General features: G+C 71.0%; 23 protein-coding genes. 10 read left to right on the top strand and 13 right to left on the bottom strand.

Annotated elements, in window-relative coordinates; translation table 11 throughout:
- Positions 1 to 3: 3 nt before the first annotated feature.
- Positions 4 to 987, bottom strand: coding sequence for a YafY family protein (locus tag ASG91_RS02525; RefSeq protein ID WP_235545345.1), 984 nt, complete (start codon positions 985 to 987; stop codon positions 4 to 6).
- Complete coding sequence (locus tag ASG91_RS02530; protein WP_056921006.1) at positions 984 to 1,973, bottom strand: YafY family protein; 990 nt, start codon at positions 1,971 to 1,973, stop codon at positions 984 to 986. The genes ASG91_RS02525 and ASG91_RS02530 overlap by 4 nt, the downstream gene beginning before the upstream one ends.
- A gap of 52 nt (positions 1,974 to 2,025) precedes the next feature.
- Between ASG91_RS02530 and ASG91_RS02535 the strand changes: the two genes are divergently transcribed.
- Complete coding sequence (locus ASG91_RS02535; RefSeq protein WP_056921007.1) at positions 2,026 to 3,132, top strand: DUF3866 family protein; 1,107 nt, start codon at positions 2,026 to 2,028, stop codon at positions 3,130 to 3,132.
- Between the two features lie 24 nt (positions 3,133 to 3,156).
- On the opposite strand, the gene ASG91_RS02540 is transcribed toward ASG91_RS02535, so the two are convergent.
- From ASG91_RS02540 to pafA, 3 genes are all read right to left on the bottom strand, one after another.
- The gene (locus ASG91_RS02540; protein WP_056921008.1) at positions 3,157 to 3,543 is read right to left on the bottom strand and encodes an FKBP-type peptidyl-prolyl cis-trans isomerase; all 387 of its coding nucleotides are present in this window, start codon (positions 3,541 to 3,543) and stop codon (positions 3,157 to 3,159) included.
- Between the two features lie 64 nt (positions 3,544 to 3,607).
- A complete protein-coding gene (locus ASG91_RS02545; RefSeq protein ID WP_056921009.1) occupies positions 3,608 to 4,555 on the bottom strand; it encodes an FKBP-type peptidyl-prolyl cis-trans isomerase in 948 nt (315 codons plus the stop codon).
- A 111-nt stretch (positions 4,556 to 4,666) separates the two neighbouring features.
- Positions 4,667 to 6,034: a Pup--protein ligase gene (pafA, locus tag ASG91_RS02550; RefSeq protein ID WP_056921010.1), complete on the bottom strand. Its 1,368-nt coding sequence runs from the start codon at positions 6,032 to 6,034 to the stop codon at positions 4,667 to 4,669.
- A gap of 57 nt (positions 6,035 to 6,091) precedes the next feature.
- Between pafA and ASG91_RS02555 the strand changes: the two genes are divergently transcribed.
- The 5 genes from ASG91_RS02555 (at position 6,092) to ASG91_RS02575 (ending at position 11,257) form a co-directional block, all read left to right on the top strand.
- Complete coding sequence (locus ASG91_RS02555; RefSeq protein ID WP_157605946.1) at positions 6,092 to 7,591, top strand: hypothetical protein; 1,500 nt, start codon at positions 6,092 to 6,094, stop codon at positions 7,589 to 7,591.
- Positions 7,584 to 8,741, top strand: a complete 1,158-nt coding sequence (locus ASG91_RS02560; protein ID WP_056921012.1) for a hypothetical protein — start codon at positions 7,584 to 7,586, stop codon at positions 8,739 to 8,741. Before ASG91_RS02555 ends, ASG91_RS02560 begins: the two co-directional genes overlap by 8 nt.
- A 6-nt stretch (positions 8,742 to 8,747) precedes the next feature.
- Positions 8,748 to 9,740: an NAD-dependent epimerase/dehydratase family protein gene (locus ASG91_RS02565; RefSeq protein ID WP_056921013.1), complete on the top strand. Its 993-nt coding sequence runs from the start codon at positions 8,748 to 8,750 to the stop codon at positions 9,738 to 9,740.
- A 130-nt stretch (positions 9,741 to 9,870) separates the two neighbouring features.
- Positions 9,871 to 10,506 (top strand): peroxiredoxin, encoded by a 636-nt coding sequence (locus ASG91_RS02570; RefSeq protein WP_056921014.1) that lies wholly within the window; start codon positions 9,871 to 9,873, stop codon positions 10,504 to 10,506.
- A gap of 25 nt (positions 10,507 to 10,531) precedes the next feature.
- Positions 10,532 to 11,257 carry a dienelactone hydrolase family protein gene (locus ASG91_RS02575; protein ID WP_056921015.1) on the top strand — a complete coding sequence of 242 codons (726 nt, stop codon included), beginning with the start codon at positions 10,532 to 10,534 and terminating at the stop codon, positions 11,255 to 11,257.
- Here the strand turns inward: ASG91_RS02575 and prcA are convergent.
- Genes prcA through dop form a run of 4 tightly spaced genes read right to left on the bottom strand, consistent with a single transcriptional unit; the run spans position 11,246 to position 14,681 of the window.
- The gene (prcA, locus tag ASG91_RS02580; protein ID WP_056921016.1) at positions 11,246 to 12,100 is read right to left on the bottom strand and encodes a proteasome subunit alpha; all 855 of its coding nucleotides are present in this window, start codon (positions 12,098 to 12,100) and stop codon (positions 11,246 to 11,248) included. The genes ASG91_RS02575 and prcA overlap by 12 nt on opposite strands.
- Complete coding sequence (gene prcB, locus ASG91_RS02585; protein ID WP_056921017.1) at positions 12,097 to 12,924, bottom strand: proteasome subunit beta; 828 nt, start codon at positions 12,922 to 12,924, stop codon at positions 12,097 to 12,099. The genes prcA and prcB overlap by 4 nt, the downstream gene beginning before the upstream one ends.
- A complete protein-coding gene (locus tag ASG91_RS02590) occupies positions 12,921 to 13,127 on the bottom strand; it encodes a ubiquitin-like protein Pup (protein ID WP_056914404.1) in 207 nt (68 codons plus the stop codon). The genes prcB and ASG91_RS02590 overlap by 4 nt, the downstream gene beginning before the upstream one ends.
- Before the next feature lie 36 nt (positions 13,128 to 13,163).
- Positions 13,164 to 14,681: a depupylase/deamidase Dop gene (gene dop, locus ASG91_RS02595; RefSeq protein WP_056921018.1), complete on the bottom strand. Its 1,518-nt coding sequence runs from the start codon at positions 14,679 to 14,681 to the stop codon at positions 13,164 to 13,166.
- A gap of 48 nt (positions 14,682 to 14,729) precedes the next feature.
- Between dop and ASG91_RS02600 the strand changes: the two genes are divergently transcribed.
- The 3 genes from ASG91_RS02600 (at position 14,730) to ASG91_RS02610 (ending at position 17,208) form a co-directional block, all read left to right on the top strand.
- On the top strand, positions 14,730 to 15,740 hold the full coding sequence (locus ASG91_RS02600; RefSeq protein ID WP_056921019.1) for an alpha/beta hydrolase: 1,011 nt from the start codon (positions 14,730 to 14,732) through the stop codon (positions 15,738 to 15,740).
- Between the two features lie 66 nt (positions 15,741 to 15,806).
- Positions 15,807 to 16,796 (top strand): ribose-phosphate pyrophosphokinase, encoded by a 990-nt coding sequence (locus tag ASG91_RS02605; protein ID WP_056921020.1) that lies wholly within the window; start codon positions 15,807 to 15,809, stop codon positions 16,794 to 16,796.
- A complete protein-coding gene (locus ASG91_RS02610) occupies positions 16,789 to 17,208 on the top strand; it encodes a DUF3054 domain-containing protein (protein ID WP_056921021.1) in 420 nt (139 codons plus the stop codon). Before ASG91_RS02605 ends, ASG91_RS02610 begins: the two co-directional genes overlap by 8 nt.
- A gap of 1 nt (position 17,209) precedes the next feature.
- Here the strand turns inward: ASG91_RS02610 and ASG91_RS02615 are convergent, their stop codons facing one another.
- The 4 genes from ASG91_RS02615 to ASG91_RS02630 all read right to left on the bottom strand — a co-directional run bounded on the left by ASG91_RS02615 (position 17,210) and on the right by ASG91_RS02630 (position 22,073).
- Complete coding sequence (locus ASG91_RS02615; protein WP_235545347.1) at positions 17,210 to 18,058, bottom strand: sterol desaturase family protein; 849 nt, start codon at positions 18,056 to 18,058, stop codon at positions 17,210 to 17,212.
- 30 nt (positions 18,059 to 18,088) lie between these two features.
- Positions 18,089 to 19,828: a proteasome ATPase gene (arc, locus tag ASG91_RS02620; protein ID WP_056921022.1), complete on the bottom strand. Its 1,740-nt coding sequence runs from the start codon at positions 19,826 to 19,828 to the stop codon at positions 18,089 to 18,091.
- Positions 19,829 to 19,911: 83 nt separating this feature from the next.
- Positions 19,912 to 20,961, bottom strand: coding sequence for a tRNA (adenine-N1)-methyltransferase (locus ASG91_RS02625; RefSeq protein WP_056921023.1), 1,050 nt, complete (start codon positions 20,959 to 20,961; stop codon positions 19,912 to 19,914).
- 11 nt (positions 20,962 to 20,972) lie between these two features.
- Positions 20,973 to 22,073 carry a site-2 protease family protein gene (locus tag ASG91_RS02630; protein ID WP_157605949.1) on the bottom strand — a complete coding sequence of 367 codons (1,101 nt, stop codon included), beginning with the start codon at positions 22,071 to 22,073 and terminating at the stop codon, positions 20,973 to 20,975.
- 134 nt (positions 22,074 to 22,207) lie between these two features.
- On the opposite strand from ASG91_RS02630, the gene metH reads away from it, so the two are divergent.
- Positions 22,208 to 25,930 carry a methionine synthase gene (gene metH / locus ASG91_RS02635; protein WP_235545367.1) on the top strand — a complete coding sequence of 1,241 codons (3,723 nt, stop codon included), beginning with the start codon at positions 22,208 to 22,210 and terminating at the stop codon, positions 25,928 to 25,930.
- Positions 25,931 to 25,942: the final 12 nt, after the last annotated feature.

Raw genomic sequence — 25,942 nt, forward strand, 5'->3', positions numbered from 1 at the left:
ACCCTACTCGTAGGCCTGCAGGGCCTCCTGTGCACCCTCGCGCACCGAGGCCGCAACCTCGGCCGGTGCGAGGACGGTCCCGCGGCCCCCGAGCCGCCAGACCAGCCGGCGCAGCCAGAGTGTGTCGGCCGTGCGCAGGGTGACGGTCTGCGACCCGTCAGGGTCGGTCTGCACCGAGTCGACCGGGTAGTAGTCGCTGACCCAGGTGGCCCCCGGCTGCAGGCGCAGTGTGACGGGGGTGTCGTCGGGGCGCGGGGTGAAGGCACCGAGGTCGAGGTCCCGCAGCTGCGCATCCGGCGGTGGCGTGCCGTCCTCGTCCAGCACGTCGAGGCGGGCGATCCGGTCCATCCGGAAGGTGCGGGTGTCCTGAGCCAGGTGGCACCAGCCCTCGAGGTACCACCGGGAGTCGAGGTTGACCACGCGCATGGGGTCGACGTCGCGCTCGGTGGCCTCGTCACGGCTCGGCACCAGATAGCGCAGATGCACCCGGCGGTGGCCCTCGACGGCGCGGCGGGCGTCGGACAGCAGGCCTGCCTCGACCCCCTCGCTGATCGCGACCTCGACCCGGGCCGCGGCCGCTGCGCTCGCCCCGGTGGCCTGCTCCAGCTTGGCCATCGCCCGCTCGATGGCGTCCCGCTCCCCCAGGCCGGGCACGGAGGCCAGCGCCCGCAGCCCGACCATGAGGGTCAGGGCCTCGTCACGACCGAGCCGCAACGGCCGCGCGATGGTGTCGGCGTTGGTCACGAAGACCCGGCCGTTCTCCCACTGGGCGTCGATCAGCTCGTCGGGCATCTGTCCGTAGCCACAGAGGTAGAGCAGGCGCAGGTCGGTCTCGAGCTGCTCGACCGTGATGCCGAGCTCGGCGGCCGCCTGGTCGAGGTCGATCCCCTGTCGGGCGACCAGCCACGGCACCATGGTCAGGAGCCGGGCCAGCCGGTCGGTGGCCGTCTCCTGGACGGTCCTGGCCTTCTTCGGCGGCGGAGTCACGCCGCACCGCCCGAGTGCGCAGCCAGCGCCCCGCGCAGTCGCTGGACCACCAACTCGCGCACCTCCGGCGGAGACGTGACGACGACATCGGCGCCGTAGCCGCACACCTCGTCGGCCAGCGCGTCGTCGTCGCCGAAGGGCACCACCAGCTCGCTCCACTCCCCCAGGTCGGTCGTGCTCGTGGCCCGGCGACGCAGGGTGTTGCCCCGGTCGGCCCGGACCCGGACGACCGCATCACGGGTCCGCTGCTCCCCCACTGTGGTGCTGATCATCTCCTGCGCGCGGTGGTCGGCGGGCACGGCATACGGCTCCGCGTTCTTGACCTCGGTGACGTCGCCGTCGATGCGCGAGAGCCGGAAGACCCGCGCCGCATCCCGGTCCAGGTCGAAACCCGTGAGGTACCAGCGACCGTGCCACGACGCGAGGCCCCAGGGCTGCACGACGCGGGTCATCACCTCGCCCTCGCCACCCGTGCGGTAGCCGAAGGAGATCGTGCGCTGACCGACGACGGCGTTCTTGACCGGCTCGAAGGCCGGCTCGCTGGTGCCGAGGCGCGGCTCGATGCCGATCAGCGAGTCACCGTCGCGTTCGATGCCGGCCGCCTTGAGCTTGCGCAGCGCCTGCGCCGCGGGACCGGCGAGTGAGGCGTGCGCCCAGGTGCGGCTGGCCAGGCCCAGCACGGCCAGCTCGTCGGCCTCGAAGGAGATGTCCGGGAGGGCGTACTCGCGCTGGTCGATCCGGTAGCCCACCTCGTCGTCCCACGCCCCGCCGATGTCCTCGGTCACGAGGGGGATGCCGAGCTCGCGGAGCTCGTCCTTGTCGCGCTCGAACATCCGGTCGAAGGCCTCGTCGCTCGTGGCGTCGCCGTACTGCGGGACGACGGCACGGATCCGCGACTTGGGCAGGGGGCGGCGGGTGTAGAGCAGGCAGAGCACGAGGTTGAGCAGGCGCTCGGTCTTGGCCGCCGGCCCGGTGGGGGAACTCACCCGCCCGACGCTACCCGAGTGGGACCCGCCCCTCGTGGCTAGTCTGCGTGTCGTGATGCAGTGGCGCGAGGGAACGGTCGAGCAGGTGCGGGGCCGGTGGCCGGGCGCCGTGGAGTATGCCGTGCGGCTGGCTCCCGACGGAGCCGAGCTGGTCCGGGCGCTCGCCTACACCGCCCTTGTCGGTGAGCCACAGGTCGGTGACCGGGTGCTGCTCAACGCCTCCGCCCTGCTCCGTGGTCTCGGCACCGGTGGGCTGGCCTTCATCGTGGCCGCGCCCGACCGGCTGCCGGCCGACCCCGAGGCGCCCGAGGGGCACATCGTCAAGGCGCGGTACACGCCGCAGCAGCAGATGTTCATGGCCGTGGACGAGCAGGACAGCCCCCACCACGACGTCATGACCGGACCGCTGGCCGCCTCCGGTGACCTGCAGGGCATGCCGGTCGTCGTGGCCGACCTGCACTCCGCCCTGCCCGCAGTGCTCGCCGGGATCCGGCTGGACCGACCGCAGGCGCGGGTGGTCTACCTCATGACGGACGGTGGCGCCCTGCCCCTGGCGTTCTCGCGCAACGTGGCGACCCTCGCCGAACAGGGCTGGCTAGCCGGCACCGTCACCGTGGGGCAGGCCTACGGCGGCCAGCACGAGGCGGTCACCCTGCACTCCGGTCTGCTGGCCGCCCGACACGTCCTCGCAGCAGACATCGCCATCGTCATCCAGGGACCGGGCAACGTCGGCACCGGCACCGCCTGGGGCTACACCGGCGTCGCCGCCGGCGAGGCGCTCAACGCGGTCGGCACGCTGGGTGGTCGAGGCATCGCGGCGCTGCGGGTGTCGGACGCCGACGCACGTGAGCGGCACCGCGGGATCTCCCACCACAGCACCACCGCCTACGGCCGGATCTGCCTGGTGTCAGCGGACGTCCCGCTGCCCGCGGACCGGTCGGAGTTCGGGCTGCTGGTCGCCGAGCAGGCGCACGCCATGGTGCGCAGCGCCCAGGGAGCGCTGCGGGTGCGCGAGGTCGACGCCGATGGGCTCGACCCGGCCCTGCGCGCCGTGCCGGTCCGACTGTCGACCATGGGTCGCTCCCTCGACGAGGACCACGCGGCCTTCCTCTACAGCGCAGCAGCCGGGCGGTATGCCGCCCGGCTGCTGGAGAGCTGACCGCTCAGGTCGTGCTGCTGGTGGTCAGCGCACGTCCACGAGGTCGACCACGAAGATCAGGGTCTCGCCCGGCTTGATCGCGCCACCGGCGCCACGGTCGCCGTAGCCCAGGTGCGGGGGGATGACCAGCTTGCGCCGGCCGCCGACCTTCATGCCGACGATGCCGTCATCCCAGCCGCGGATGACCTGGCCGACGCCGAGCCGGAAGTCGAGGGGCGCACCGCGGTTCCACGAGGCGTCGAACTCCTCGCCGGTGGAGTGGGCGACCCCGACGTAGTGCGCCGAGATGGTGTCACCGGCTCCGGCCTCCTGGCCGTCACCCTCGGTGAGGTCCTCGATGACCAGCTCCGCGGGCGCCGCGTCGCCGGGGAAGTCGATCTCGGGCTTGGTGGTGTTGGGGTCGAAACCCATGGGGTGCTCCTTCGCAGGGGGGAATGGTCGGGATGGGGTGTGAGGGGGTGGAGCTGGGGCGGGGTCAGTAGGCCGCGAGGATGTCGACGACGAACACCAGGGTGTCCGTGCCCTTGATCTTCGGGGGACTGCCGGCGGCGCCGTAGCCGTCGGCCGGCGGGACCACCATGAGGACCCGGCTGCCGACGGTCTTGCCGACCAGCTGGGCGTCCCAGGCCTTGATGACCTGCTGCTTGCCGATCACGGTCTCGAAGTACTTGTCGGGGCTGTTGGCGGAGGAGTCGAAGATCGACCCGTCCTTCCAGAGCGCACCGGTGTAGGTGACCCGGATGGTCTGCCCGGCCTCGACCTTCGCGCCGGCGCCCTCGATCAGGGCCTGGCCGACGGTCTTGGTCGGCGGCTTGGCGCCCTTGGGGATGGTGATGGTGGCGGCCTTGCCGGTCTCCACCTTCACTGCGGGCAGGCCCTTGGCCGGCGCGACCTCCTTGCCCTCGGCCGAGGCCAGCGGCTTGGTCGCCCCCAGCACGTCCATGAGGAACACGACCGTGTCGGTGCCGGCGACCTTGATCTCGGCGTTGCCCTGGGTGCCGAAGGCGTCCTTGGGCGGCATGGCCACCAGCACGCGCGAGCCGATCTTCTGGTTCAGCAGGCCCTTCTTGAGTCCGGGGAGCAGGTCGCTGGCGCCGAGGTTCAGGCCGAGGTTCTGCTTGCCGAAGTTGCTGTCGAGGACCGAGGAGTCCTTGCCGTTGACCAGGACGTACTTGAGGCTGACGATCTCGTCACCCGTGACCGTCGCGCCGGTGCCGGCCTTGACGACCTTGGTCGTCGTCTCGGTCACGGTGAGCGGCTTGGGGTTGACCGTCACGGTCGGGGCGGTGGTGTCGCTGCCCCCGGTCACGGTGATCTTGTCGAGCGCGGAGCCCTTGGTCTCCTTGGTGTCACCGCAGCCGGTGAGCGCCAGGGCTGCCGCCAGAGCGGCGGCAGTGAGGGCAGGAAAACGTCGCAGATGCACGGTGAAGGACCTTCGCTGGGGGTGGGGAACCAGCGCCCACCATAACCTTCACGGCTGGCAAAGCCCGATTCGTCCCGGTATCGCGGCCACGCGGCATACCGATCCGGCGACTCAGCCGCGCATGCCCTCGATGAGGCGGTCCACGCGGGCGTCCACGGCGGCGAACGGGTCCTTGCACAGCACTGTGCGCTGCGCCTGGTCGTTGAGCTTGAGGTGCACCCAGTCGACGGTGAAGTCACGACGGTGCTCCTGGGCGGCCTTGATGAAGTCACCGCGCAGCTTGGCCCGGGTGGTCTGCGGCGGCACCGTCTTGGCCTCGAACACCTCGGGATCGGTGGTGATGCGGGCCGCCCGCCCGTGCTTCTGGAGCAGGTAGAACACCCCGCGCTCGCGGTTGACGTCGTGGTACGCGAGGTCGAGCTGGGCGATCCGGGCGTGCTCCATCGGCAGGTCGTGCTTGGCCATGTAGCCGGTGATCAGCTTGTGCTTGATGACCCAGTCGATCTCGGTGTCGACCAGCGACAGGTCGCCGGTGTCGACCGCGTGGATGGTGCGCTCCCACAGGTCGAGGACCTGCTTGTGGATCGGGTCCTCGAGACCCTCGCGGTCGGCGAAGGCCTGGGCGCGCTCCAGGTACTCCGACTGGATCTGCAGCGCGGACAGCTCGCGCCCGTTGCTGAGCCGGACCGTCTTGCGGCCGGTCATGTCGTGGCTCATCTCGCGGATCGCCCGGATCGGGTTCTCCAGCGTCAGGTCGCGCACGACCATGCCGGCCTCGATCATCCGGAGCACGAGGTCGGCCGACCCGACCTTGAGCATCGTGGTCGTCTCGCTCATGTTCGAGTCGCCGACGATCACGTGCAGCCGCCGGTAGCGCTCGGCATCCGCGTGGGGCTCGTCGCGGGTGTTGATGATCGGGCGGCTGCGGGTGGTCGCGGACGAGACGCCCTCCCAGATGTGGTCGGCCCGCTGGCTCACGCAGTAGGTGGCGCCCTTGGAGGTGGTGACGACCTTGCCCGCGCCGCAGGTGATCTGGCGGCTGACCAGGAAGGGGATGAGCACGTCGGACAGCTGCTGGAACTCCCCCGCGCGGCCCACCAGGAAGTTCTCGTGGCAGCCGTAGGAGTTGCCGGCCGAGTCGGTGTTGTTCTTGAAGACGTAGATCTCGCCCTCGATGCCCTCCTCGGCGAGGCGCTCCTGGGCATCGGCCACGAGGCCCTCGATGATCCGCTCCCCCGCCTTGTCGTGGACCACGAGCTGGCGGACGTGGTCGCACTCAGGCGTGGCGTACTCGGGGTGGGAGCCGACATCGAGGTAGAGCCGGCTGCCGTTGGAGAGGAACACGTTGGATGAGCGGCCCCACGAGACCACCTTGCGGAAGAGGTAGCGGGCCACCTCGTCGGGGGTCAGCCGTCGCTGCCCCTCGAACGTGCACGTGATGCCGTACTCGTTCTCGATCCCGAAGATCCGCCGGTCCATGCTCACACTCTAGGCTTTACGTGCCTTTGGTCCGCGAGGTTGACGCACCGTGGAATCATGGGCGGCATGCCCGACGCCCACGCAGCGGACGGGGGAAGCCGTAGCCCAGGCTCGACCACCACCCAGGTGGGCGACCTGACGCGGCACACCCAGTCCATCCTCGAACGCGCACAGGCCTACGCCGATGCCATGCGCGCCGAGACCGACCAGGTCCTGGCCTCGGCGCGCGCGGACGCCTCCCGCATCCGGGAGGAGGTCCAGACGCTGCTCGACGACGCCCAGCGCCAGCACGCCGACGCGGTCCGCGATCGCGAGCAGGCCGGGCGGGCACTGGAGGAGGCGACCCGTGAGGCGGAGTCGCTCGTCTCCGACGCTGCCGAGCAGGCCTCGATGCTCAACGAGTCGGCGAGCCGCACGAGCGAGGAGGCGGTCACCGCCGCGCGCGCAGAGGCAACCGCCCTCGTCGACGAGGCGAGCGCCCGGGCCGAGTCCCTGCGCGCCGCTGCCCAGAGCGACTACGACGCCGCGATGGCCCGGTATGCCGCGCACGAGGCCGAGCGCGACGCCGACTTCCGTGCCGGTGTCGAGAAGATGGACCTCCACTTCGCCGAGCGCGACGAGCAGGAGCAGGCCGCGCGGGCCGCCCTGCTGGAGGAAGCCACCGCCGCGGCTGCCAAGCACCGCGAGGAGGCGCAGATCGAGGCCGAGCGGATGATCGGTGCGGCCGCGATCCACGAGCAGGAGACGGCCGCGAAGGCGGCAGCCCTGCTGGAGCAGGCGCGGACCGATGCCCAGGAGCGCATCGACCGGGCCCACGCGGAAGCCGGCGAGATCATGACGCAGGCCGAGGAGCACCTGAAGTGGGGCCAGGACACCGTGCGCCGCATCCTCGACGAGGGTGACGCCGAGGTGCGCCGGATGCGCAAGGAGACCCACCGGGAGCTGTCGGCCAGGGTGCGCTCGCGCCGCCAGCTGATCCAGACCGCGCTCGCCCAGACGGCGCACCGGGCCCGCTCGGACCGCGAGTCGGCCCGACTGGAGTCCGACCGGCTCAGGGCCCAGGCCGAGGCCGTGATGGCCGCCGCGCAGGCCCAGGCCGAGCGCACCACCGCCGCCGCGGCAGCCGAGGCCGAGCGGGTGCGCTGGACCGCTGCCGAGACCGAGCGGGCAGCGGACGAACGCGCCGCCCGGCGGCTCGAGGAAGCCGAGAAGGCTGCCCGTCTGGTGCGGGAGCGGACCGCCCAGGAGATCGAACGCCTCCAGCGCGAGACCCACGAGTCGCACCGCCAGGCCCGCGAGGAGCTGGTCACCACGACCGCCCAGGCCCGTGCGGATGCCGACCGGGTCCGCGACGAGGCGCGTGCCATGCTCGAACGCGCACGGTCCGAGGTGGCCGCCCTCGCCTCGCGGCGCGAGGACATCACCACCCAGCTGGGCCACCTCTCGGGCGTGATCAACGCGCTCGCCGTGCCCGACAAGGCGGCCGTGACCCCGACCGACGACACCCCCGACACCCCCGACCCCATCCCCCATGAAGAACGGAACGACCATGAGTGACACGACCTCCTTCCGCAGCGTCCTGCGCGGCTACGACCCGGCGCAGGTCGACCAGTGGCGTGCGGAGCACGCGGGTGCCCTCGAGCAGGCGCGCCAGGAGGCAGCTGAACGCACTGTCGAGGTCAGCGAGCTGCGCGCCGCGCTGGCCCGGGCCCAGGACGAGCAGACCGGCACCGCCCAGGCGCTCGCCAGCCTGCGCGAGGAGCAGAGCAAGGCCGCCGCCCCCACCTACGCCAACCTCGGCGAGCGGATCGGCACCATCCTCGGCCTCGCCGACGAGGAGGCCGACGAGATCAGGACCAACGCGCGAGCCGACGCCGAGACCCTGAAGGGCACCACCACGCTGGAGGCCGACCGGCTCCGCGCGGAGGCCGACCGCTACGCCGAGGACGTCCGCACCAAGGCCGACGCCCAGGCGACCCAGGTCGTCGAGAAGGCCAAGCAGCAGGCTGACGCGATCCTCGACGACGCCGACCGTGAGGCCTCCGCCCGCCGCGAGGAGGCCGAGGCCTTCTACGAGCACCAGCGGGCCCGGGCCGCCTCGGCTGCTGCCGACTTCGAGGCCACCCTCGGTCAGCGACGCGACAAGGCCGCCGCCGAGTTCTCCGCGCAGATGGCCGCCCACGAGGACGCCCTCACCCAGGCGCAGGAGCGCGCCTCCACGCTGTCGGCCGACAGCGAGCGAGCCCACGCGGAGGCGCACGCCGAGGCCCAGCGCGCGCTCGAGGCCGCCAAGGCAGAGGCCGAGCAGCTGGTCACCGCCGCGCGCGAGCAGGCCGAGCGGATCCGCCGCGACTCCGAGCGTGAGCTGTCCGCGGCGACGCAGCGCCGTGACAGCATCACCGCGCAGCTGAGCAACGTCCGGCAGATGCTCGCGACCCTCGGCGGTGCCGCCATGGTCGACGGCCTCGACGACCACGAGGACGCCCCGGCCGAGCCGGCTGCGGCTGCGGCTGCGGCAGCGGAGCCGGTCGAGGAGACCGACACCGACTCCGACGTCGAGGACGAGGCGGTCCCGGTCGACGGAGCCACCTCCGACGACCTCGACGACGTCGCGGACGACGAGGATGACGACGCGGACGACGACGAGCTCGAGGACGACGAGGACGACGAGGCCGAGGTCGACGAGAAGGCCGGCACGCGGGCCTGAGTCCCCGTGTCGCTGCTCGTCCTCGGCGGGACCGCCTGGCTCGGCCGTGCGGTCGCTGCCGCCGGCGTGGCGCTGGGCCAGGAGGTCACGATCCTGGCCCGGGGCCAGTCCGGTGCACCCCCGGACGACGTCGAGGTGGTCCGCGCGGACCGCGGTGCACCCGGCGCCTACGACGTGGTGCGCGACCGGGACTGGGACGTCGTCATCGACGTCGCCCGTCAGCCGAGCCACGTGGCCGGGGCGCTGGAGGCGGTGGGCGATCGCGCCGCGTCCTGGGTCTTCGTCTCCTCCGCCTCGGTCTACGCCGCCGGAGAGGTCCCGGGCGCGGACGAGACCGCAGCGCTGCTGCCCGCCCACGAGGCCGACGACGAGGGCTGGGAGACCTACGGCGCCCGCAAGGTGGCGGGTGAGCGTCTCGTCCTCGACGCCGTGGGCGAGCGTGCCCTGGTGGCTCGCTCCGGGCTGATCGCCGGGCCCGGCGACCACACCGACCGCACCGGCTACTGGCCGCTGCGCTTTGCCCACCCGGCCAGCCCTGACGACGCGGTGCTCGTGCCCGACAGTCCCCTGCTGACCCAGGTGCTCGACGTGCGGGACCTCGCGCAGTGGCTGGTCTCGGCTGGCCTCTCCCGGGCCGGTGGGGTGGTCAACGCGAGCGGTCCGACGATCCCCTTGGCCGACCACCTCGCGGCGGCCCGGTCGGTCGCCGGCCACAGCGGGCCGGTCGTGCCCGTCGACCAGGACTGGCTGGCTGCCCACGAGGTCGCCCCGTGGTCCGGCGAGCGCAGCCTCCCGCTGTGGCTGCCGCTGCCGGAGTACGCCGGGTTCATGGCCCGCAGCACCGCCGCGGCCGAGGCGCTCGGGCTCGTCGCCCGACCGCTCGAGCAGACCCTGGCCGACACCCTCGCGTGGGAGGTGTCGGCCGGGCCGGGCCGGGCCCGCAAGGCCGGCCTGTCCCCCTCCGACGAGCTCGCGCTGATCGCCGCCGCCCGGAGCTAGGTCGGCGCCACACCCGGCGGCATCGCCGCGGCTGCCGACGTACCAACATCCGGACAGGTCATCCACTCCTCGGGCAGATAACGGCATGTTTGGTCACGACAAACATCGCGTTACCTTCGAGAGGACCGTCATGGCCACCCTGCGACTGGGCGACGACGCCCCCGACTTCACCGCCCAGACGACCGAGGGCGAGCTGACCTTCCACGACTGGAAGGGCGACGGCTGGGCCGTGCTGTTCAGCCACCCCGCCGACTTCACGCCGGTCTGCACCACCGAGCTCGGGCGGGTCGCGCAGCTCAAGGACGAGTGGGCCGCGCGCAACACCAAGGTGCTCGCCGTCTCCGTGGACGCGCTCGAGGACCACACCGCATGGAAGTCCGACATCGAGGAGGTGTCCGGCGCCGCCGTGACCTACCCGATCGTCGCCGACAAGGACCGCGAGGTCGCCGAGCTCTACGACATGATCCACCCCGGCGCCGGCGACACGTCGCCCGTCCGCTCGGTCTTCCTCATCGACCCGGCCGGCAAGGTGCGCCTGTCCCTGACCTACCCCAAGAGCGCCGGCCGCAACTTCGACGAGATCCTGCGGGCCCTGGACGCGTTGCAGGTCAACGACTCCGGCCCGTTCTCGACCCCGGCCGACTGGAAGGCGGGCGAGCGGATCATCGTCGCCCCGACCGTCACCACCGAGGACGCCCAGGCCCGGTTCAAGGGCGTCGAGGTGGTCAAGCCGTACCTGCGCTTCGCCGACGCCCCGAGCGCCTGACCGCCGCGCGGCCTACGTTGGGGGCATGACCCCAGCCAGCGCCTTCGCCAGCCACCCCGTCTCCGTCACCGACGGTGAGGTCCCCGCGGACCTCTACCTGCCCGAGGCCGGCACGGGCCCTGGCGTCGTGCTCTTCCAGGAGATCTTCGGCGTCACCGACTACGTCCGAAGCCGGGCCCAGGACCTCGCCGACCTCGGTTACGTCGTGCTGGTGCCGCACCTCTACTGGCGGATCGGTGACGAGGTGGTCAGCGAGGCCGCCGAGGGGCTCCCCCGCGCGATGGAGCTGGTCGGCAAGCTCGACTGGGACGCCGCCGTCGGCGACGGTGCCGCCACCCTCGACGCGCTGCAGGACCTCCCGTCGGTCGACGGGCCGGTCGGCGTGCTCGGGTTCTGCTTCGGCGGCGGGCTGGCCTTCAACGTCGCGGCGGTCACCGGCGCCGCGGGAGCCGGCCCCGATGCGCTGGTCAGCTACTACGGCTCGGCCCTGCCCGACCTGCTCGGCCTCGCCCCGCAGGTGAGCGCGCCCAGCCTGCACCACTTCGGGCTCGACGACGACTACATCCCGGTGGACACCGTGCGCGAGATCGAGGCCGTGGTCACGGCCGGCAACGACGACGTGACGTTCCTGACCTACCCCGGTGCCGGCCACGCGTTCGACAACCCGTCGCCGGTGTTCCACCACGACGGCGCGTCGCAGGAGGCCTGGGCGGCCACCACGGCCTGGCTGTCCGAGAAGCTACCCGTCTGAGTCGCTCGCCGGACCCTGCTCCTGACGCTGGGTCTGCGGGTTGCTCGCCTCGTCGCGGGGCGACCCCTCGCCGGTGAGGGTGTCGTGCCGACCCGGGGTCGGGTCGTCCTCGGCGGGGGCGTCGCTGGTCGGGTCGTCGGTGCTGAGCAGCGCGTCGAGCAGGCCGCCGCCGATGCGTCGGAAGGTCCGGCGCGGGCGTTCGCGGTCGAGCACGGCCACCTCGAGCTGGGCAGCCGTGAGCGTGCGCGGAGCACTGCCGGCGGCTGCGGCTGGGTCCTGACCCAGCAACCCCACGGCGAGGCTGAGCGCGTCGCCGAGGCTGAGACCCGGGCTCCAGCGGTCCTTCAGCCCGGTCTCGATCGTCTCGGCGGCACCGCCCATCGCCACGAAGCCCAGCTCGTCGGCCACCGAGCCGTCATAGGTGAGGCGGTAGATCTGGTCCTCATCGGCCGTGAAGCCGACCTCGGCGACGACGATCTCGACCTCGTAGGGCTTGGACTCCTGCGTGAAGACGGTCCCGAGCGTCTGGGCGTAGGCGTTGGCCAGACCGCGCGCGGTCACGTCGGTGCGGTCGTAGGAGTAGCCGCGCAGGTCGGCATACCGGACGCCCGCGACCCGCAGGTTCTCGAACTCGTTGTACTTGCCGACTGCCGCGAACGCGATGCGGTCGTAGATCTCGGAGACCTTGTGCAGCGCCCGCGAGGGGTTCTCGGCGACGAAGGCGATGCCCTTGTCGTAGCCCAGCACCACCACGGAGCGGCCGCGGGCAATTCCCTTGCGGGCGTAGTCGGCCCGGTCCTTCATGAGCTGCTCGGGCGAGACGTAGAACGGCATGCTCGTCATCGCGCACCTCCCGGGTTGCCCTGTCGTGCGGCGATGACGGCCTCGACCACCTCGCGCAGCTCGTCGTCGGACACGAAGCGCACGCCGTCGACGCCGACCACGGCGACGGTGGGCCAGATCCGGCGTCCCACGTCGGGGCCGCCGGTGGCGGAGTCGTCGTCGGCCGCGTCGTAGAGGGCCTCCACGACGACGCTGACGACCTCGTCGGCGGTCAGGCCGGGACGCCAGACCTTCTTGAGCGCACCCCGCGCGAACAGCGAGCCGGAGCCGACGCTGTGGTGGTCGTGCTCCTCGTAGCACCCGCCGGTGACGTCGTAGGAGAAGATCCGGCCGAGCTGGCGGTCGAGGTCGTAGCCGGCGAAGAGCGGCACGACCGACAGGCCCTGCATGGCCATCCCGAGGTTCGACCTGATCATCGAGGCGAGCCGGTTCGCCTTGCCCTCCAACGAAAGCAGCGTGCCCTCGATCTTCTCGTAGTGCTCGAGCTCGACCTGGAACAGCTTGACGAGCTCGATGGCGATCCCGGCGGTGCCGGCGATCCCTACGGCGGAGTACTCGTCGCCCGCGAAGACCTTCTCCATGTCGCGGTTGGCGATGATGTTGCCCATCGTGGCGCGGCGGTCACCGGCCATCACCACCCCGCCGGTGAAGGTCGCGGTGACGATCGTCGTGCCGTGCGGCGCCTCGAGCATGCTGCCCGGGGGCAGCACCCGCCGGGACGGCAGCAGGGAGGGGGCGTGGGCGCCGACGAACTCGGTGAACGAGGACGACCCAGCCGAGAGGTATGCCGCGGGGAGCTTGCCCGCGTCGGCTCCAGTGGTCACTGGCCGCCCTTCTGGACGAAGCCGCGGACGAACTCCTCCGCGTTGGACTCGAGCACGCCGTCGATCTCGTCGAGGACGCTGTCGATGTCGGAGTCGAGGTTCTCCTTGCGGGCCGTGGCCTCCGGCGCCGCGGGAGTGGGCTCGGGCGCCTCGTCGGGGGCGTCGTCGCGACGTTGTGGCCGGCTCTGCTCTTGGCTGGGCATTGGTGGGACCTCTCACTCGCGGGGCTTGCCCTCAACCTATCCCGATGCGGACGCCAACTCACGCAACAACGTGGCTGCGTCCGGACTGCGGTCGAGCAGGGGTCCGACCGTCGCCTTGGTGCCGCGCAACGGTTCGAGCATCGGCACGCGCTGCAGGGACGGCTGTCCGGGGATGTCGAAGATGACCGAGTCCCAGGACGCGGCCGCGATCTGGTCGGGGTACTTCTCCAGGCACTTGCCCCGGAAGTAGGCCCTGGTGTCGGCGGGTGGCTCGTGGACGGCCTCGAGGACGGTCTCCTCGGTGACCAGCTCCTCGAACCGCCCGGCCGCCCGGAGCTTGTGGAAGATGCCGCGGTCGGGACGCACGTCGGACCACTGGATGTCGATCGCCCGCAGCCGCGAGTCGGACCAGTCGAGCCCGTCGCGCTCGATGTAGCCCTGCATCACCTGCTGCTTGGCCACCCAGTCCAGCTCACGGGACGCCTCCATCGGGTCGCGCTCGAGCCGGTCGAGGATGACCGCCCACCAGCGCATCACCTCGGCCGTGTCGTCGTCGAGCTCACCGGCATACCGCCTCGTCAGGTAGCGCTCGGCCAGGCCGTGGTAGCGCCACAACAGCTGCACCGCCGTGAGCTTCGTGCCGTCGCGCAGCTCGAGCAGGGCGCGGCAGGTGGGGTCGTGGCTGACCGCCTGGAGCGTGGCGACCGGGCGGGCCACGGTCAGGTCGACGTCGATGGCGCGGTCCTCGATCATGGCCAGCACCAACGACGTCATGCCGAGCTTGAGCAGGTTGGCGACGTCGCAGTGGTTGGCGTCACCGATGATGACGTGCAGCCGCCGGTAGAGGTCGGCCACCGCGTGCGGCTCGTCGCGGGTGTTGATGATCGGGCGTTTGAGCGTCGTCTCGAGACCCACCTCGACCTCGAAGAAGTCGCTGCGCTGGCTCAGTTGGTAGCCGGCGGTGCGGGAGTCCATCCCGATGCCCACCCGGCCCGACCCGGTGACGACCTGCCGGGCGACGAAGAACGGCACCAGGTGGCGCACGATGTCGGTGAACGGCGTCTCGCGGCGCATCAGGTAGTTCTCGTGCGTGCCGTAGGACTGGCCCTTGCCGTCGGTGTTGTTCTTGTAGAGGTTGACCCCGGGCGGGACCTGGGAGAGGCGTCGGACCGACTCGGCCATGATCGCCTCACCGGCCCGGTCGAAGGCGAGGGCGGCGCGCGGCGAGGTCACCTCCGGAGAGGAGTACTCGGGGTGCGCGTGGTCGACGTAGAGGCGGGCGCCGTTGGTGAGGACGACGTTGGCGAGGGTCGGGTCCTCCTCGTCGGTCAGCTGGCTCGGGTCGGCGAGGCTGCGGCCCATCTCAAACCCGCGGGCGTCGCGCAGGGGCGCCTCGTCGGCGTAGTCCCAGGAGGCGTGGGCGGCCCGGATGCCCTGCGCCGACGCATAGGCGTTGACCACCTGTCCCGACAGGATCATGGGGTTGGCTGCGGGGTCGCCCGGCACAGAGATGCCGTACTCGGTCTCGATGCCCATCACCCTGCGGACGGTCATGCCACTCCCGCGCTCATGGGCTCACCCTAGGTGAGAGAGTGACAGACCATGCGGTACTCCCCCTTCGCCCTCTATCCACGGACCGCCCTGATCAGCGCCGTCCTGGACCACGGGCTGCGCAAGCCGATCGAGCGGCAGTCCCTCGAGGAGATCCAGGCCGACCGCGGGACGGTCACTCCGGACCGCCCGCCGTTCTCGTGGGTGACGGGTCGGGTCGACCGGTCGGTCGGCATCACCTACGGCACCGCGCAGACCCGCGACGGCTACGAGCTCCCGTTGCGGATCTACCGTCCCCGAGGCGTCCGCGACACCGACGTGGACGTGCCGGTCGTGGTCTTCGTCCATGGCGGTGGCTTCGTGCGGGGCAACGTGGTGATGTACGACCCGCTCTGCACGCTGCTGGCGGCCCGCGTGCGGGCCGTGGTGGTGAGCGTTGACTACCGGCTCGCACCGGAGCACCGGGGACCCACCGCGGCCTTCGACGTGACCGATGCCATCGCGTGGGTGGCCGACCACGGTGCCGAGCTGCGCGCCGACACCCGCAGGATCGCGCTCTGCGGCGACAGCGCCGGCGGCAACCTCTCCGCCGTGGCTGCCCAGCTGCTGCGCGACCGCGGCGACTCTCCGGTGGTGCACCAAGCGCTGCTGTACCCCGCGACCGACATGACCCTGGCGTCGCCGTCCATCGCCGCGAACGCCGACGCGCCCCTGCTCACCCGGGCCAGCATCGTGGCCTTCCGCGAGCTCTACGCGCCGACCGGGTCGGACTGGCGGGACCCCCTCCTGTCGCCGCTGTTCGGCGACCTCGCGGGTCTGCCGCCGGCGCTGGTCCAGACCGCCGACCTCGACCCGCTCCGTGATGACGGGGTCCGCTACGCCGAGGCCCTGGAGGTCGCGGGGGTGCCGGTCCGGCTGACCAACTACGTCCGGGTGCCGCACGGGTTCGTGTCGATCCCCGGGATGGTCCCCACCTCGGCCCAGCACCGCGCCGAGCTCGTCGGCGAGCTCCGCAGGCACCTGTATGCCGCCGGCGCGCCAGAGCGCGGGCCGGCGGGTTAGGCTCGTCCCAGACGTTCGGTCGGTGAGCAACCAACCAGTCCGGCCACCCACCCACCAGGAGTGCCATTGCGGGACATCGTGGTCTTCAGCGGGAGCGCGCACCGCGCCCTGGCCCGTCGCATCTGTGAGGCGCTCGGGGTGGACCTGTCCCCCGCCGAGATCAAACGCTTCAGCAACGACTGCCTGCAGGCCCAGCTGCTGGCGAACTGCCGCCAGCGCGACGTCTACATCGTGCAGCCCCTCGTGCCCCCGACCCAGGAGCACCTGATGGAGCTGCTCCTCATGATCGACGCGGCGCGGGGTGCCTCGGCCGCCCAGATCACCGCGGTCATCCCCCACTACGCCTATGCCCGCTCCGACAAGAAGGACGCCTCGCGGATCTCGCTGGGTGGCCGGCTGGTCGCCGACATGCTCGTGGCAGCCGGGGTGGACCGGGTGCTGACCATGACCCTGCACGCCCCGCAGGTCCACGGGTTCTTCTCGGTGCCGGTCGACCACCTGACCGCGATCGGCGTGCTGGCCGACCACTTCCGCGGCGGTGACCTCCAGAACTCGGTGGTGGTCTCCCCCGACCTGGGCAACGCCAAGACCGCCACCCAGTTCGCCCGGCTGCTGGGTCTGCCCGTGGCCGCCGGCTCGAAGCAGCGACTGGCCGACGACCAGGTCATCATCGACTCGATCGTCGGTGACGTGACCGGCAAGCGCGCCATCATCCTCGACGACGAGATCGCCACCGGCGGGTCGATCGTCGAGCTGCTCGACCGGCTCGCCGACCTCGGCTGCACCCGCGCCGACGTCGCGTGCACGCACGGGCTCTTCGCCGGCAAGGCCGTCGAACGGCTCCGGGACCACCCGATGATCGGCGAGGTCATCACGACCGACACCGTGCCGGCGCCGGGACACTGGCCCGAGCTGCGGGTCCGGTCGGTGGCGCAGCTCTTCGCCGAGGCGATCAAGCGGATCCACGCGGGCGAGTCGGTGAGCAGCCTGTTCGACGGCGTCGACCCGACCCATGCCCCGCCCCAGGCCAGCCTGTTCGACAAGGTCCATGTCTGAGCCGACCGGACCGCGACCCGTCGTCATCGTCGCCCTCGTGGTCGACCTCGCCTTCGTGCTGCTCTTCGCGACGATCGGACGTCTCAGCCACGAGGAAGGCGCCTCGGTCGCCGGCGTCCTCAGCGTCGCCTGGCCCTTCGCGGTGGCCCTGCTGGTCGGCTGGCTGGTGGCCCACCGTCGCTTGGGCTGGCCGGTGCGGATACCCGGCTCGGCGACCGTGTGGCTGGTGACCGCGGTGCTGGGCCTGGTGCTCCGCGTCGCCACCGGTGGCGGCTTCGCCTGGAGCTTCGGGGTGGTCACCCTGGTCGTGCTGGGGCTGTTCCTCGTCGGCTGGCGCTGCGCCGTCGAGGTGCTGCGCTTCGCGGGTACGGGTCTGGCCCGCTGGGCCGACCGGGCGGCGTCCCGCCGCTGAGTCAGGGCTCGGGTGACCAGCCGGGTGGCGCGAAGAGGTAGCCGAGCCGGTCCCGCCAGTGCCGCGCATGTCGGACCTGTCGGACCATGAGGGCGAACTCGGCGTACTGCAACCGGAACGGGTTGAAGGTCGTCACGGGATGGGTCAGGCCGTAGGTCGGCCGCTGCTGCTCCTCGCGGAAGGTGCCGAACAGCCGGTCCCAGACGATCAGGATGCCGCCGTAGTTGCGGTCGAGGTACTCGGCGTCGCTGGCGTGGTGCACGCGGTGGTGGGACGGCGTGTTGAAGACCAGCTCGACCGGTCGCCAGAGCTTGGGGATCGTCTCGGTGTGCACCCAGAACTGGTAGGTCAGGTTGAGGGAGAAGACGAAGAAGATCATCCACGGCGGCAGGCCGACCAGGGGCAGGGGCACCCAGAAGAGCAGCTCACCCCAAGGGTTCCACTTCTGCCGCAGCGCCGTCGTGTAGTTGAAGTGCACGCTGCTGTGGTGGGCCTGGTGCATCGCCCACAGCAGCCGGATCCGGTGGCTGCTGCGGTGGTAGGCGTACCAGAGCAGGTCGACGAGGAGCAGCGCGATCACCCACGTCCACCAGTCGTGCGGGTCGAGGCGAAGGGGCGTCACGGCATACAGCGCGGCGTAGCCGAGCAGCGCCAGCGCTCGGGCCCCGAGGTTCACCACGACGGAGCCCACCCCCATCGACAGGCTGGCCGCCGAGTCCTGACGGGTGTAGCCGGCCAGGGGCGCGCCCTCATCTGTCTCCAGCACGCGCAGGGCCACCAGCTCCAGCGCGATGAACAGGACGAAGAACGGCACGGCCAGGAGCGCAGGGTCGCGCATCAGGTGGTCCACGCCCGCTACCTTACCGAGAGTAAGTTAGCGCTACAAGTACTGCCCCGTGTTCGCGACGTTGTCGATCGACCGGCCCGGCTCGGTGCCGCTCTTGCCGGTGACCAGCGTGCGGATGTAGACGATCCGCTCGCCCTTCTTGCCGGAGATGCGGGCCCAGTCGTCCGGGTTGGTGGTGTTGGGGAGGTCCTCGTTCTCCTTGAACTCGTCGACACAGGAGGCCAGCAGGTGGTCGACCCGGATGCCCTTGGCCCCGATGGTGAGGAAGTCCTTGATCGCCATCTTCTTGGCCCGGTCGACGATGTTCTGGATCATGGCGCCGCTGTTGAAGTCCTTGAAGTAGAGGACCTCCTTGTCGCCGTTGCCGTAGGTCACCTCGAGGAAGCGGTTCTCCTCGATCTCGGAGTACATCCGCTCGACCGTCGCGGTGATCATGGCGTCGACGGTGGCCTGCGGCGACCCGCCGTGCTCGGCCAGGTCGTGCTCGTGCAGAGGCAGGTCGGCGACGAGGTACTTGGTGAAGATGTCGCGGGCGCTCTCGGCGTCGGGGCGCTCGATCTTGATCTTCACGTCGAGTCGGCCCGGGCGCAGGATCGCCGGGTCGATCATGTCCTCGCGGTTGGACGCGCCGATCACGATGACGTTCTCGAGCCGTTCGACGCCGTCGATCTCGGACAGCAGCTGGGGCACGATGGTGGTCTCGACGTCGCTGGAGACGCCCGAGCCGCGGGTGCGGAACAGGCTGTCCATCTCGTCGAAGAACACCACCACGGGCGTGCCGTCGGACGCCTTCTCACGGGCCCGCTGGAAGATCAGCCGGATGTGCCGCTCGGTCTCGCCGACGTACTTGTTGAGCAGCTCGGGGCCCTTGATGTTGAGGAAGAACGACTTGCCGACCGGCTTGCCCTCCTTCTCGGCGACCTTCCTGGCCAGCGACGCGGCCACGGCCTTGGCGATCAGCGTCTTGCCACATCCGGGCGGGCCGTAGAGCAGCACACCCTTGGGCGGCTTGAGCTTGTGCTCGGTGAACAGGTCGGGGTGCAGGTAGGGCAGCTCCACGGCGTCGCGGATCGCCTCGATCTGGCCGGCCAGCCCGCCGATGTCCTCGTAGTCGATGTCGGGGACCTCTTCGAGGACGAGCTCGGAGACCTCGGCCTTGGGGATCCGCTCGTAGACGAACCCCGAGCGCGACTCGAGCATGAGGGCGTCGCCCACGCGGATCGGCTCGCCCTCGAGCGACTCGGCCATCCGCACGACGCGCTCCTCGTCGGCGTGCGCGACCACGAGCACCCGGCCCTCGCCGAGCAGCTCCTTGATCATCACCACCTCGCCGATGCGCTCGTAGCCGCAGGTCGCCACGACGTTCATCGCCTCGTTGAGCCGCACCTCGCGCCCGCTGGACAGCTCGGCGGGGTCGACGGCCGGGCTGACGGCCACGTGCATCTTGCGTCCGCCGGTGAGGATGTCGACGGTGGCGTCGTCGTAGGACTCGAGGATCACGCCGTAGGCGGCCGGCGGCTGGGCCAGCCGGTCGACCTCGGACTTCAGGGTGACGATCTGCTCGCGGGCCTCCTTGAGGGTGCGCACGAGCCGCTCGTTCTGTGACGAGACGGTGGCCAGGTTGGACTGGAGCTGGAGCACCTTGGTCTCGAGCTCGCGCGACCGGACGGGGGCGTCGGCGAGGCGCTGGCGCAGGGCGGCGACCTCCTCGGCGAGGAGCTCTGCCTGGCGGCGCTCCTCGGAGTGGTCACCCGGGGTGGCGTGATCGGTCATGTCGGCTCCCTCAAGACCTCAGAGTGGCTAACGACTGCTACCGACCGTCGACTGCCCGGCCGATGACCCAACCTAACCCCGATCTACTCCGCTGTCGGGGAGGTTTGCGTCACAGAACGGCGAAGCCGACGGATCTTCTTGTCTGATGGGACGCGCTCGCCCATCTCCTCGGCAGTGAAGTCGCTCTCGGCCCCGAAGGCCAGGCCGCTCTCGAGAGCGCCCTCCTCGTCGGTGGAGCCCTTCGCCGGGCGGCGCTTGCGCAGCGGAGGGGTGACGCCGGGAGCCAGCCGGCGGCTGGTGATGAGGAACCCGGTGTGCCCGTGCATGCGGTGCTGCGGCCGGACCGCCAGACCCTCCAGGTGCCAGCCCCGGACCATCGACTCCCAGGCCTCCGGCTCGGTGTAGCCGCCGTGGTCGCGCAGCGCCTCGGCCACCCGCGAGAGCTGGGTGGCGGTGGCGACGTAGCAGATGATGACGCCACCGGGAGCGAGGGCGTCGGCCACGACGTCGAGGCACTCCCAGGGGGCCAGCATGTCGAGCACGACGCGGTCGACCGACCCGGGCTGCTCGGCCGTGGGCAGCGACTCGACGAGGTCGCCGACGGTCACCTGCCAGGCCGGGTGGTCCTGTCCGAAGAAGGTGCGGGCGTTGCCCTTGGCGATGGCGGCGAAGTCCTCGCGGCGCTCGAACGAGTGCACGTGGCCGTGCTCCCCCACCGCGCGCAGCAGCGACATCGACAGGGCGCCCGAGCCCACGCCGGCCTCCACCACCCGCGCGCCCGGGAAGACGTCGGCCATGGTGATGATCTGGCCGGCGTCCTTGGGGTAGACGACCGCCGCACCGCGGGGCATCGACATGACGTAGTCGGACAGCAACGGCCGCAGTGCGAGGTACTCGACCCCAGCAGTGTTCTTCACCACCGACCCGTCCGGTGCCCCGATGAGGTCGTCGTGGGCGAGCCGCCCACGGTGGGTGTGGAACTCGCGCCCGGCCTCGAGGCTGATCGTGTGCAGGCGACCCTTGGGATCGGTCAGCTGGACCCGCTCCCCGACGGCGAACGGTCCCCGCCGCAGGTCGGCTCCGACGGCGGTGACAGGGCTGTCGTCAGGGCTCAGGTCGGGGGCGTCGCTCATGACCGGCGAGTCTAGTTGTGGCCGAAGGCCGCGCTGAGCGCCGGACCGTCGACGAAGGCGTAGGCCCGCCCCCCATTCGTCAGGACCACGGTGCCGACACCGGTCTCCTGCATGGCGACCACGACCGCCTCGACGTCGTCGTCCGGCGACGCCTCGACGACGTTCTGGTCCGGCAGCCGGGTGACGACCGAGCTCAGCGGCGCCCACGCAGGAAGCTCCTGCCCGGTGTCGAGGAGCATGAGGCAGGGCACGCCGCGGTCGTCCAGGGTGACGACGTGGGTCTCGAGGTCGATGGCCACCTGGACCGGCGTCGCGCCGGGAAGCACGGTCAGCGGCTTGGCCACCGACCCCAGCCGGACGCGTTGGATCGTCGACAGCGCCTGGCCGCGGCGGATCGACTGCGTTGCGCCGGTCCACAGCACCGACCCGATGAGCAGCACCCAGATGGTGTCGAACCCGAGCTGCTGCCCCTGGGCGAGCGGCCGGACGCAGAACCAGAGCACCAGGAGCACGGTCAGGACCCGCCCGCACCACCCGGCGACGACGGAGCCCCGGTTGCGGTTGCCGGTGGCCTTCCAGACCAGGCTCTCGACGACCTGGCCGCCGTCCAGCGGCAGGCCCGGGAGGAAGTTCAGCACCGCGAGGGAGCCGTTGATGATCACGAGGCCCGACAGCAGCGCGCTCGTGAGGTGACCGGACGCGCCCAGCAGGAACAGCCAGGCCGCCACGGCCAGTGCGGCGTTCGCCGCGGGGCCGGCAGCCGCGATCGCCGCCAGCCGCCCGGGGGTGCTGCGTCCGGCCTCGAACGACGTGTGGCCACCCCACACGTTGGCGACGATGCGGATCACCGGCATCCTGAACGCCCGCGCGGTCACGGCGTGGGCGGCCTCGTGGACCAGCACGCTGACGAGCAGCAGGAGCGCCTGGGTGACGCCGATGGCGATCCCGGCGCCGGGCCGCTCCGGGAAGTAGGGAGGGGCCACGATCGCCACGATCACGGCGGCGATGAGGAACCAGCTGGGGGCCAGGTAGACGGGCACCCCGCCCACCCGGGCGATGCGCACCCCGTGGCCGGACTCCTCCGGTTGGTGCTCAGGAGCCCGCGTCGTCATGCGCAGACCCTACGTGACCGGCCACGACCCTCCGGGCGCCACTAGGCCATACTTGTGCGGTGCCCGACTCCCCCACGCTGCAGCCCGACGCCACCGACCAGCTGAAGACCGCTCTGACCGAGCGGATCCTCGTGATGGACGGCGCCATGGGCACGATGATCCAGCGTGAGGGGCTGGGCGAGGACGACTACCGGGGCGAGCGGTTCGCCGACTGGGAGAGCGACCTCAAGGGCAACAACGACCTGCTGAGCCTCACCCAGCCGGAGATCATCCGCGGCATCCACACGGCATACCTCGAAGCGGGCGCCGACCTGATCGAGACCAACACGTTCAACGCGCAGCGGATCTCCCTCGCCGACTACGGCATGGAGGACCTCGCCTACGAGTTCAACCTCGAGTCCGCGCGGCTGGCCCGCCAGGCCTGCGACGCGATGACCGAGCAGACCCCGGACCGGCCGCGGTGGGTGCTCGGCGCCCTCGGCCCGACCAACCGCACCGCCTCGATCTCGCCCGACGTCAACGACCCCGGCAAGCGCAACGTCACCTTCGACGAGCTGGTCGAGGCCTACGTCGAGCAGGCCCGTGGCCTCGTCGACGGGGGCGCCGACCTGCTCATCGTCGAGACGATCTTCGACACGCTCAACGCCAAGGCCGCGATCTTCGCCCTCGAGACCCTGTTCGAGGAGCACGAGCGCCGCTGGCCCGTGATCATCTCGGGCACCATCACCGACGCGTCGGGGCGCACCCTCTCTGGTCAGGTCACCGAGGCGTTCTGGAACTCGGTGCGGCACGCCCGGCCCCTCGCCGTGGGCCTCAACTGCGCCCTCGGCGCCGCCGAGATGCGTCCGTATGCCGCGGAGCTGGCCCGCGTGGCCGACACCTTCGTCTCGTGCTACCCCAACGCCGGCCTGCCCAACGCGTTCGGTGAGTACGACGAGACCCCGGACGCGATGGCGGGTGTCGTGGGCGAGTTCGCGGAATCCGGGCTGGTCAACCTGCTCGGAGGCTGCTGCGGCACCACGCCCGACCACATCGCGGCGATCGCCAAGGCCGCCGCGGGCCAGAAGCCCCGCGTGCCGGCCGAGGTGGCCCCGGCGCTGCGGCTCTCCGGCCTGGAGCCGCTGACCGTCACCGAGGAGTCGTTGTTCGTCAACGTCGGCGAGCGGACCAACATCACCGGGTCGGCGCGGTTCCGCAAGCTCATCCAGGCCGAGGACTACGGCACCGCGCTCAACGTCGCGCGCCAGCAGGTCGAGTCGGGCGCGCAGGTCATCGACATCAACATGGACGAGGGGATGATCGACGGCGTCGCCGCGATGGACCGCTTCGTCAAGCTGGTCGCCACGGAGCCCGACATCTCGCGGGTCCCCCTGATGGTCGACTCCTCGAAGTGGGACGTCATCGAGGCCGGGCTCAAGTGCGTCCAGGGCAAGTCGATCGTCAACTCCATCTCGATGAAGGAGGGCGTCGAGCCGTTCATCGAGCACGCCCGGCTCTGCCGCAAGTACGGCGCCGCGGTCGTCGTGATGGCCTTCGACGAGGACGGCCAGGCCGACTCGCTCCAGCGGCGCAAGGAGATCTGCCAGCGGGCCTACGACATCCTCACCCAGGAGGTCGGGTTCCCGGCCGAGGACATCATCTTCGACCCCAACATCTTCGCGGTGGCGACGGGCATCGAGGAGCACGCGGCCTACGGCACCGACTTCATCGACGCGACCCGCTGGATCAAGGAGAACCTGCCGGGTGCCCTCGTCTCTGGAGGCGTCTCCAACGTCTCGTTCTCGTTCCGCGGCAACAACGCCGTCCGCGAGGCGATCCACGCCGTGTTCCTCTACCACGCCATCCAGGCCGGGATGGACATGGGCATCGTCAACGCCGGCGCCCTGGTCGTCTACGACCAGGTCGACCCCGAGCTGCGCGAACGCATCGAGGACGTCGTGCTCAACCGGCGACCCGACTCCACCGAGCGGCTGCTCGAGATCGCCGACTCGTTCAACACCGGCGACACCAAGCAGGAGGCGATCGCCGAGGAGTGGCGCTCCCTGCCGGTCGGCGAACGCATCACCTACGCGCTGGTCAAGGGTCTGGACGAGCACGCCGAGACCGACACCGAGGAGCTCCGCCAGGAGATCTCGGCGCGGGGCGGTCGCCCGATCGAGGTCATCGAGGGCCCGCTGATGGACGGCATGAACGTCGTCGGCGACCTCTTCGGCGCCGGCAAGATGTTCCTCCCGCAGGTGGTGAAGTCGGCGCGGGTCATGAAGAAGGCCGTCGCCTACCTGATCCCCTTCATCGAGGCCGAGAAGACCGAGGCCGAGGTCGCCGAGAACCGGGCCAAGGGCAAGGTCGTCATGGCCACCGTCAAGGGCGACGTGCACGACATCGGCAAGAACATCGTCGGCGTCGTCCTCCAGTGCAACAACTACGACGTCGTCGACCTCGGGGTGATGGTGCCGGCGCAGAAGATCCTCGACGCCGCCAGGGCCGAGAAGGCCGACGTCATCGGGCTGTCCGGGCTGATCACCCCGAGCCTCGACGAGATGGTGAACTTCGCCACCGAGATGGAGCGCCAGGGCTTCGACCTGCCCCTGCTCATCGGCGGCGCCACCACCTCAAGGGCCCACACCGCCGTCAAGGTCGACCAGAAGTACCACGGCCCGGTCGTGTGGGTGAAGGACGCCTCGCGCTCCGTGCCGGTGGTCGCCCAGCTGCTGTCCGACGAGCTGCGCCCCAAGCTGATGGCCGAGGTCAAGGCCGACTTCGACTCGCTGCGCGCGCGGCACGCGGCCAAGACCACCGAGCGACCGTTGGTGTCGATCGAGAAGGCCCGCGAGATGGCCACGCCGATCGACTGGAGCGGCTACCGCCCGCCCGTGCCGCACCTCGTAGCCGCGCAGGAGAAGGAGCTGCTCAGGCGCCAGTCGGGCACCGACCGCCGCACCCTGACGCAGTTCGTGCGCACCTTCAAGGACTACCCGATCGCCGAGCTGCGCGACTACATCGACTGGGGTCCCTTCTTCCTGGCCTGGGAGATGAAGGGTCGGTTCCCGGACATCCTCAACAACCCGGCGACGGGCGAGGCCGCGACCAAGCTCTACCAGGACGCGCAGACGATGCTCGACCAGATCATCGAGCACAAGTGGCTGCGCGCCAACGGCGTGATCGGTCTCTTCCCGGCCAACTCGGTCGGCGACGACATCGAGGTCTACACCGACGAGTCGCGCGAGACCGTGGCCACCACCCTGCACACGCTGCGCCAGCAGGGACAGCACCGGGAGGGCATCCCCAACCGGGCGATGTCCGACTTCGTCGCGCCCAAGGAGAGCGGACGGCCCGACCACGTCGGCGCCTTCGCCGTCACCGCCGGTCTCGGGTCGCACGACAAGGTCAACGAGTTCAAGGCCGCGATGGACGACTACAACGCGATCCTCCTCGAGGCCCTGGCCGACCGGCTGGCCGAGGCGTTCGCGGAGCGGATGCACGAGCGGGTGCGGCACGACTTCTGGGGCTATGCCCCCGACGAGCACCTCAAGAACCCCGACCTGATCGCCGAGAAGTACGTCGGCATCCGGCCCGCGCCGGGCTACCCCGCCTGCCCCGACCACACCGAGAAGGCCCTGCTCTGGGACCTGCTCCAGGTCGAGGAGAACACCGGGATGGAGCTGACCGAGTCGATGGCCATGTGGCCGGGCGCCTCGGTGTCCGGGTGGTACTTCTCGCACCCGCAGTCCCAGTACTTCGTGGTGGGCCGCCTCGGCCGGGACCAGATCGAGGACTACGCGAAGCGCAAGGGCTGGACGGTGGCCGAGGCCGAGCGCTGGCTGGCCCCCAACCTCGGGTACCTGCCCGAGGACTGACCGCCGCACCGG

It is taken from the genome of Phycicoccus sp. Soil802 (genome assembly GCF_001429605.1).
Taxonomy (GTDB): Bacteria; Actinomycetota; Actinomycetes; order Actinomycetales; family Dermatophilaceae; genus Pedococcus.

Bases quoted from the DNA above. Each gene is read 5' to 3' on its own strand.
- ASG91_RS02610 (WP_056921021.1), top strand. From the start codon at position 16,789: ATGTCTGAGCCGACCGGACCGCGACCCGTCGTCATCGTCGCCCTCGTG.
- ASG91_RS02575 (WP_056921015.1), top strand. From the start codon at position 10,532: ATGACCCCAGCCAGCGCCTTCGCCAGCCACCCCGTCTCCGTCACCGAC.
- ASG91_RS02625 (WP_056921023.1), bottom strand. From the start codon at position 20,961: ATGAGCGACGCCCCCGACCTGAGCCCTGACGACAGCCCTGTCACCGCC.
- ASG91_RS02590 (WP_056914404.1), bottom strand. From the start codon at position 13,127: ATGCCCAGCCAAGAGCAGAGCCGGCCACAACGTCGCGACGACGCCCCC.
- metH (WP_235545367.1), top strand. From the start codon at position 22,208: ATGGACGGCGCCATGGGCACGATGATCCAGCGTGAGGGGCTGGGCGAG.
- pafA (WP_056921010.1), bottom strand. From the start codon at position 6,034: ATGGACCGGCGGATCTTCGGGATCGAGAACGAGTACGGCATCACGTGC.
- ASG91_RS02540 (WP_056921008.1), bottom strand. From the start codon at position 3,543: ATGGGTTTCGACCCCAACACCACCAAGCCCGAGATCGACTTCCCCGGC.
- dop (WP_056921018.1), bottom strand. From the start codon at position 14,681: ATGACCGTCCGCAGGGTGATGGGCATCGAGACCGAGTACGGCATCTCT.
- ASG91_RS02570 (WP_056921014.1), top strand. From the start codon at position 9,871: ATGGCCACCCTGCGACTGGGCGACGACGCCCCCGACTTCACCGCCCAG.
- prcA (WP_056921016.1), bottom strand. From the start codon at position 12,100: ATGACGAGCATGCCGTTCTACGTCTCGCCCGAGCAGCTCATGAAGGAC.
- ASG91_RS02555 (WP_157605946.1), top strand. From the start codon at position 6,092: ATGGGCGGCATGCCCGACGCCCACGCAGCGGACGGGGGAAGCCGTAGC.
- ASG91_RS02630 (WP_157605949.1), bottom strand. From the start codon at position 22,073: ATGACGACGCGGGCTCCTGAGCACCAACCGGAGGAGTCCGGCCACGGG.
- ASG91_RS02600 (WP_056921019.1), top strand. From the start codon at position 14,730: ATGCGGTACTCCCCCTTCGCCCTCTATCCACGGACCGCCCTGATCAGC.
- ASG91_RS02560 (WP_056921012.1), top strand. From the start codon at position 7,584: ATGAGTGACACGACCTCCTTCCGCAGCGTCCTGCGCGGCTACGACCCG.
- arc (WP_056921022.1), bottom strand. From the start codon at position 19,828: ATGACCGATCACGCCACCCCGGGTGACCACTCCGAGGAGCGCCGCCAG.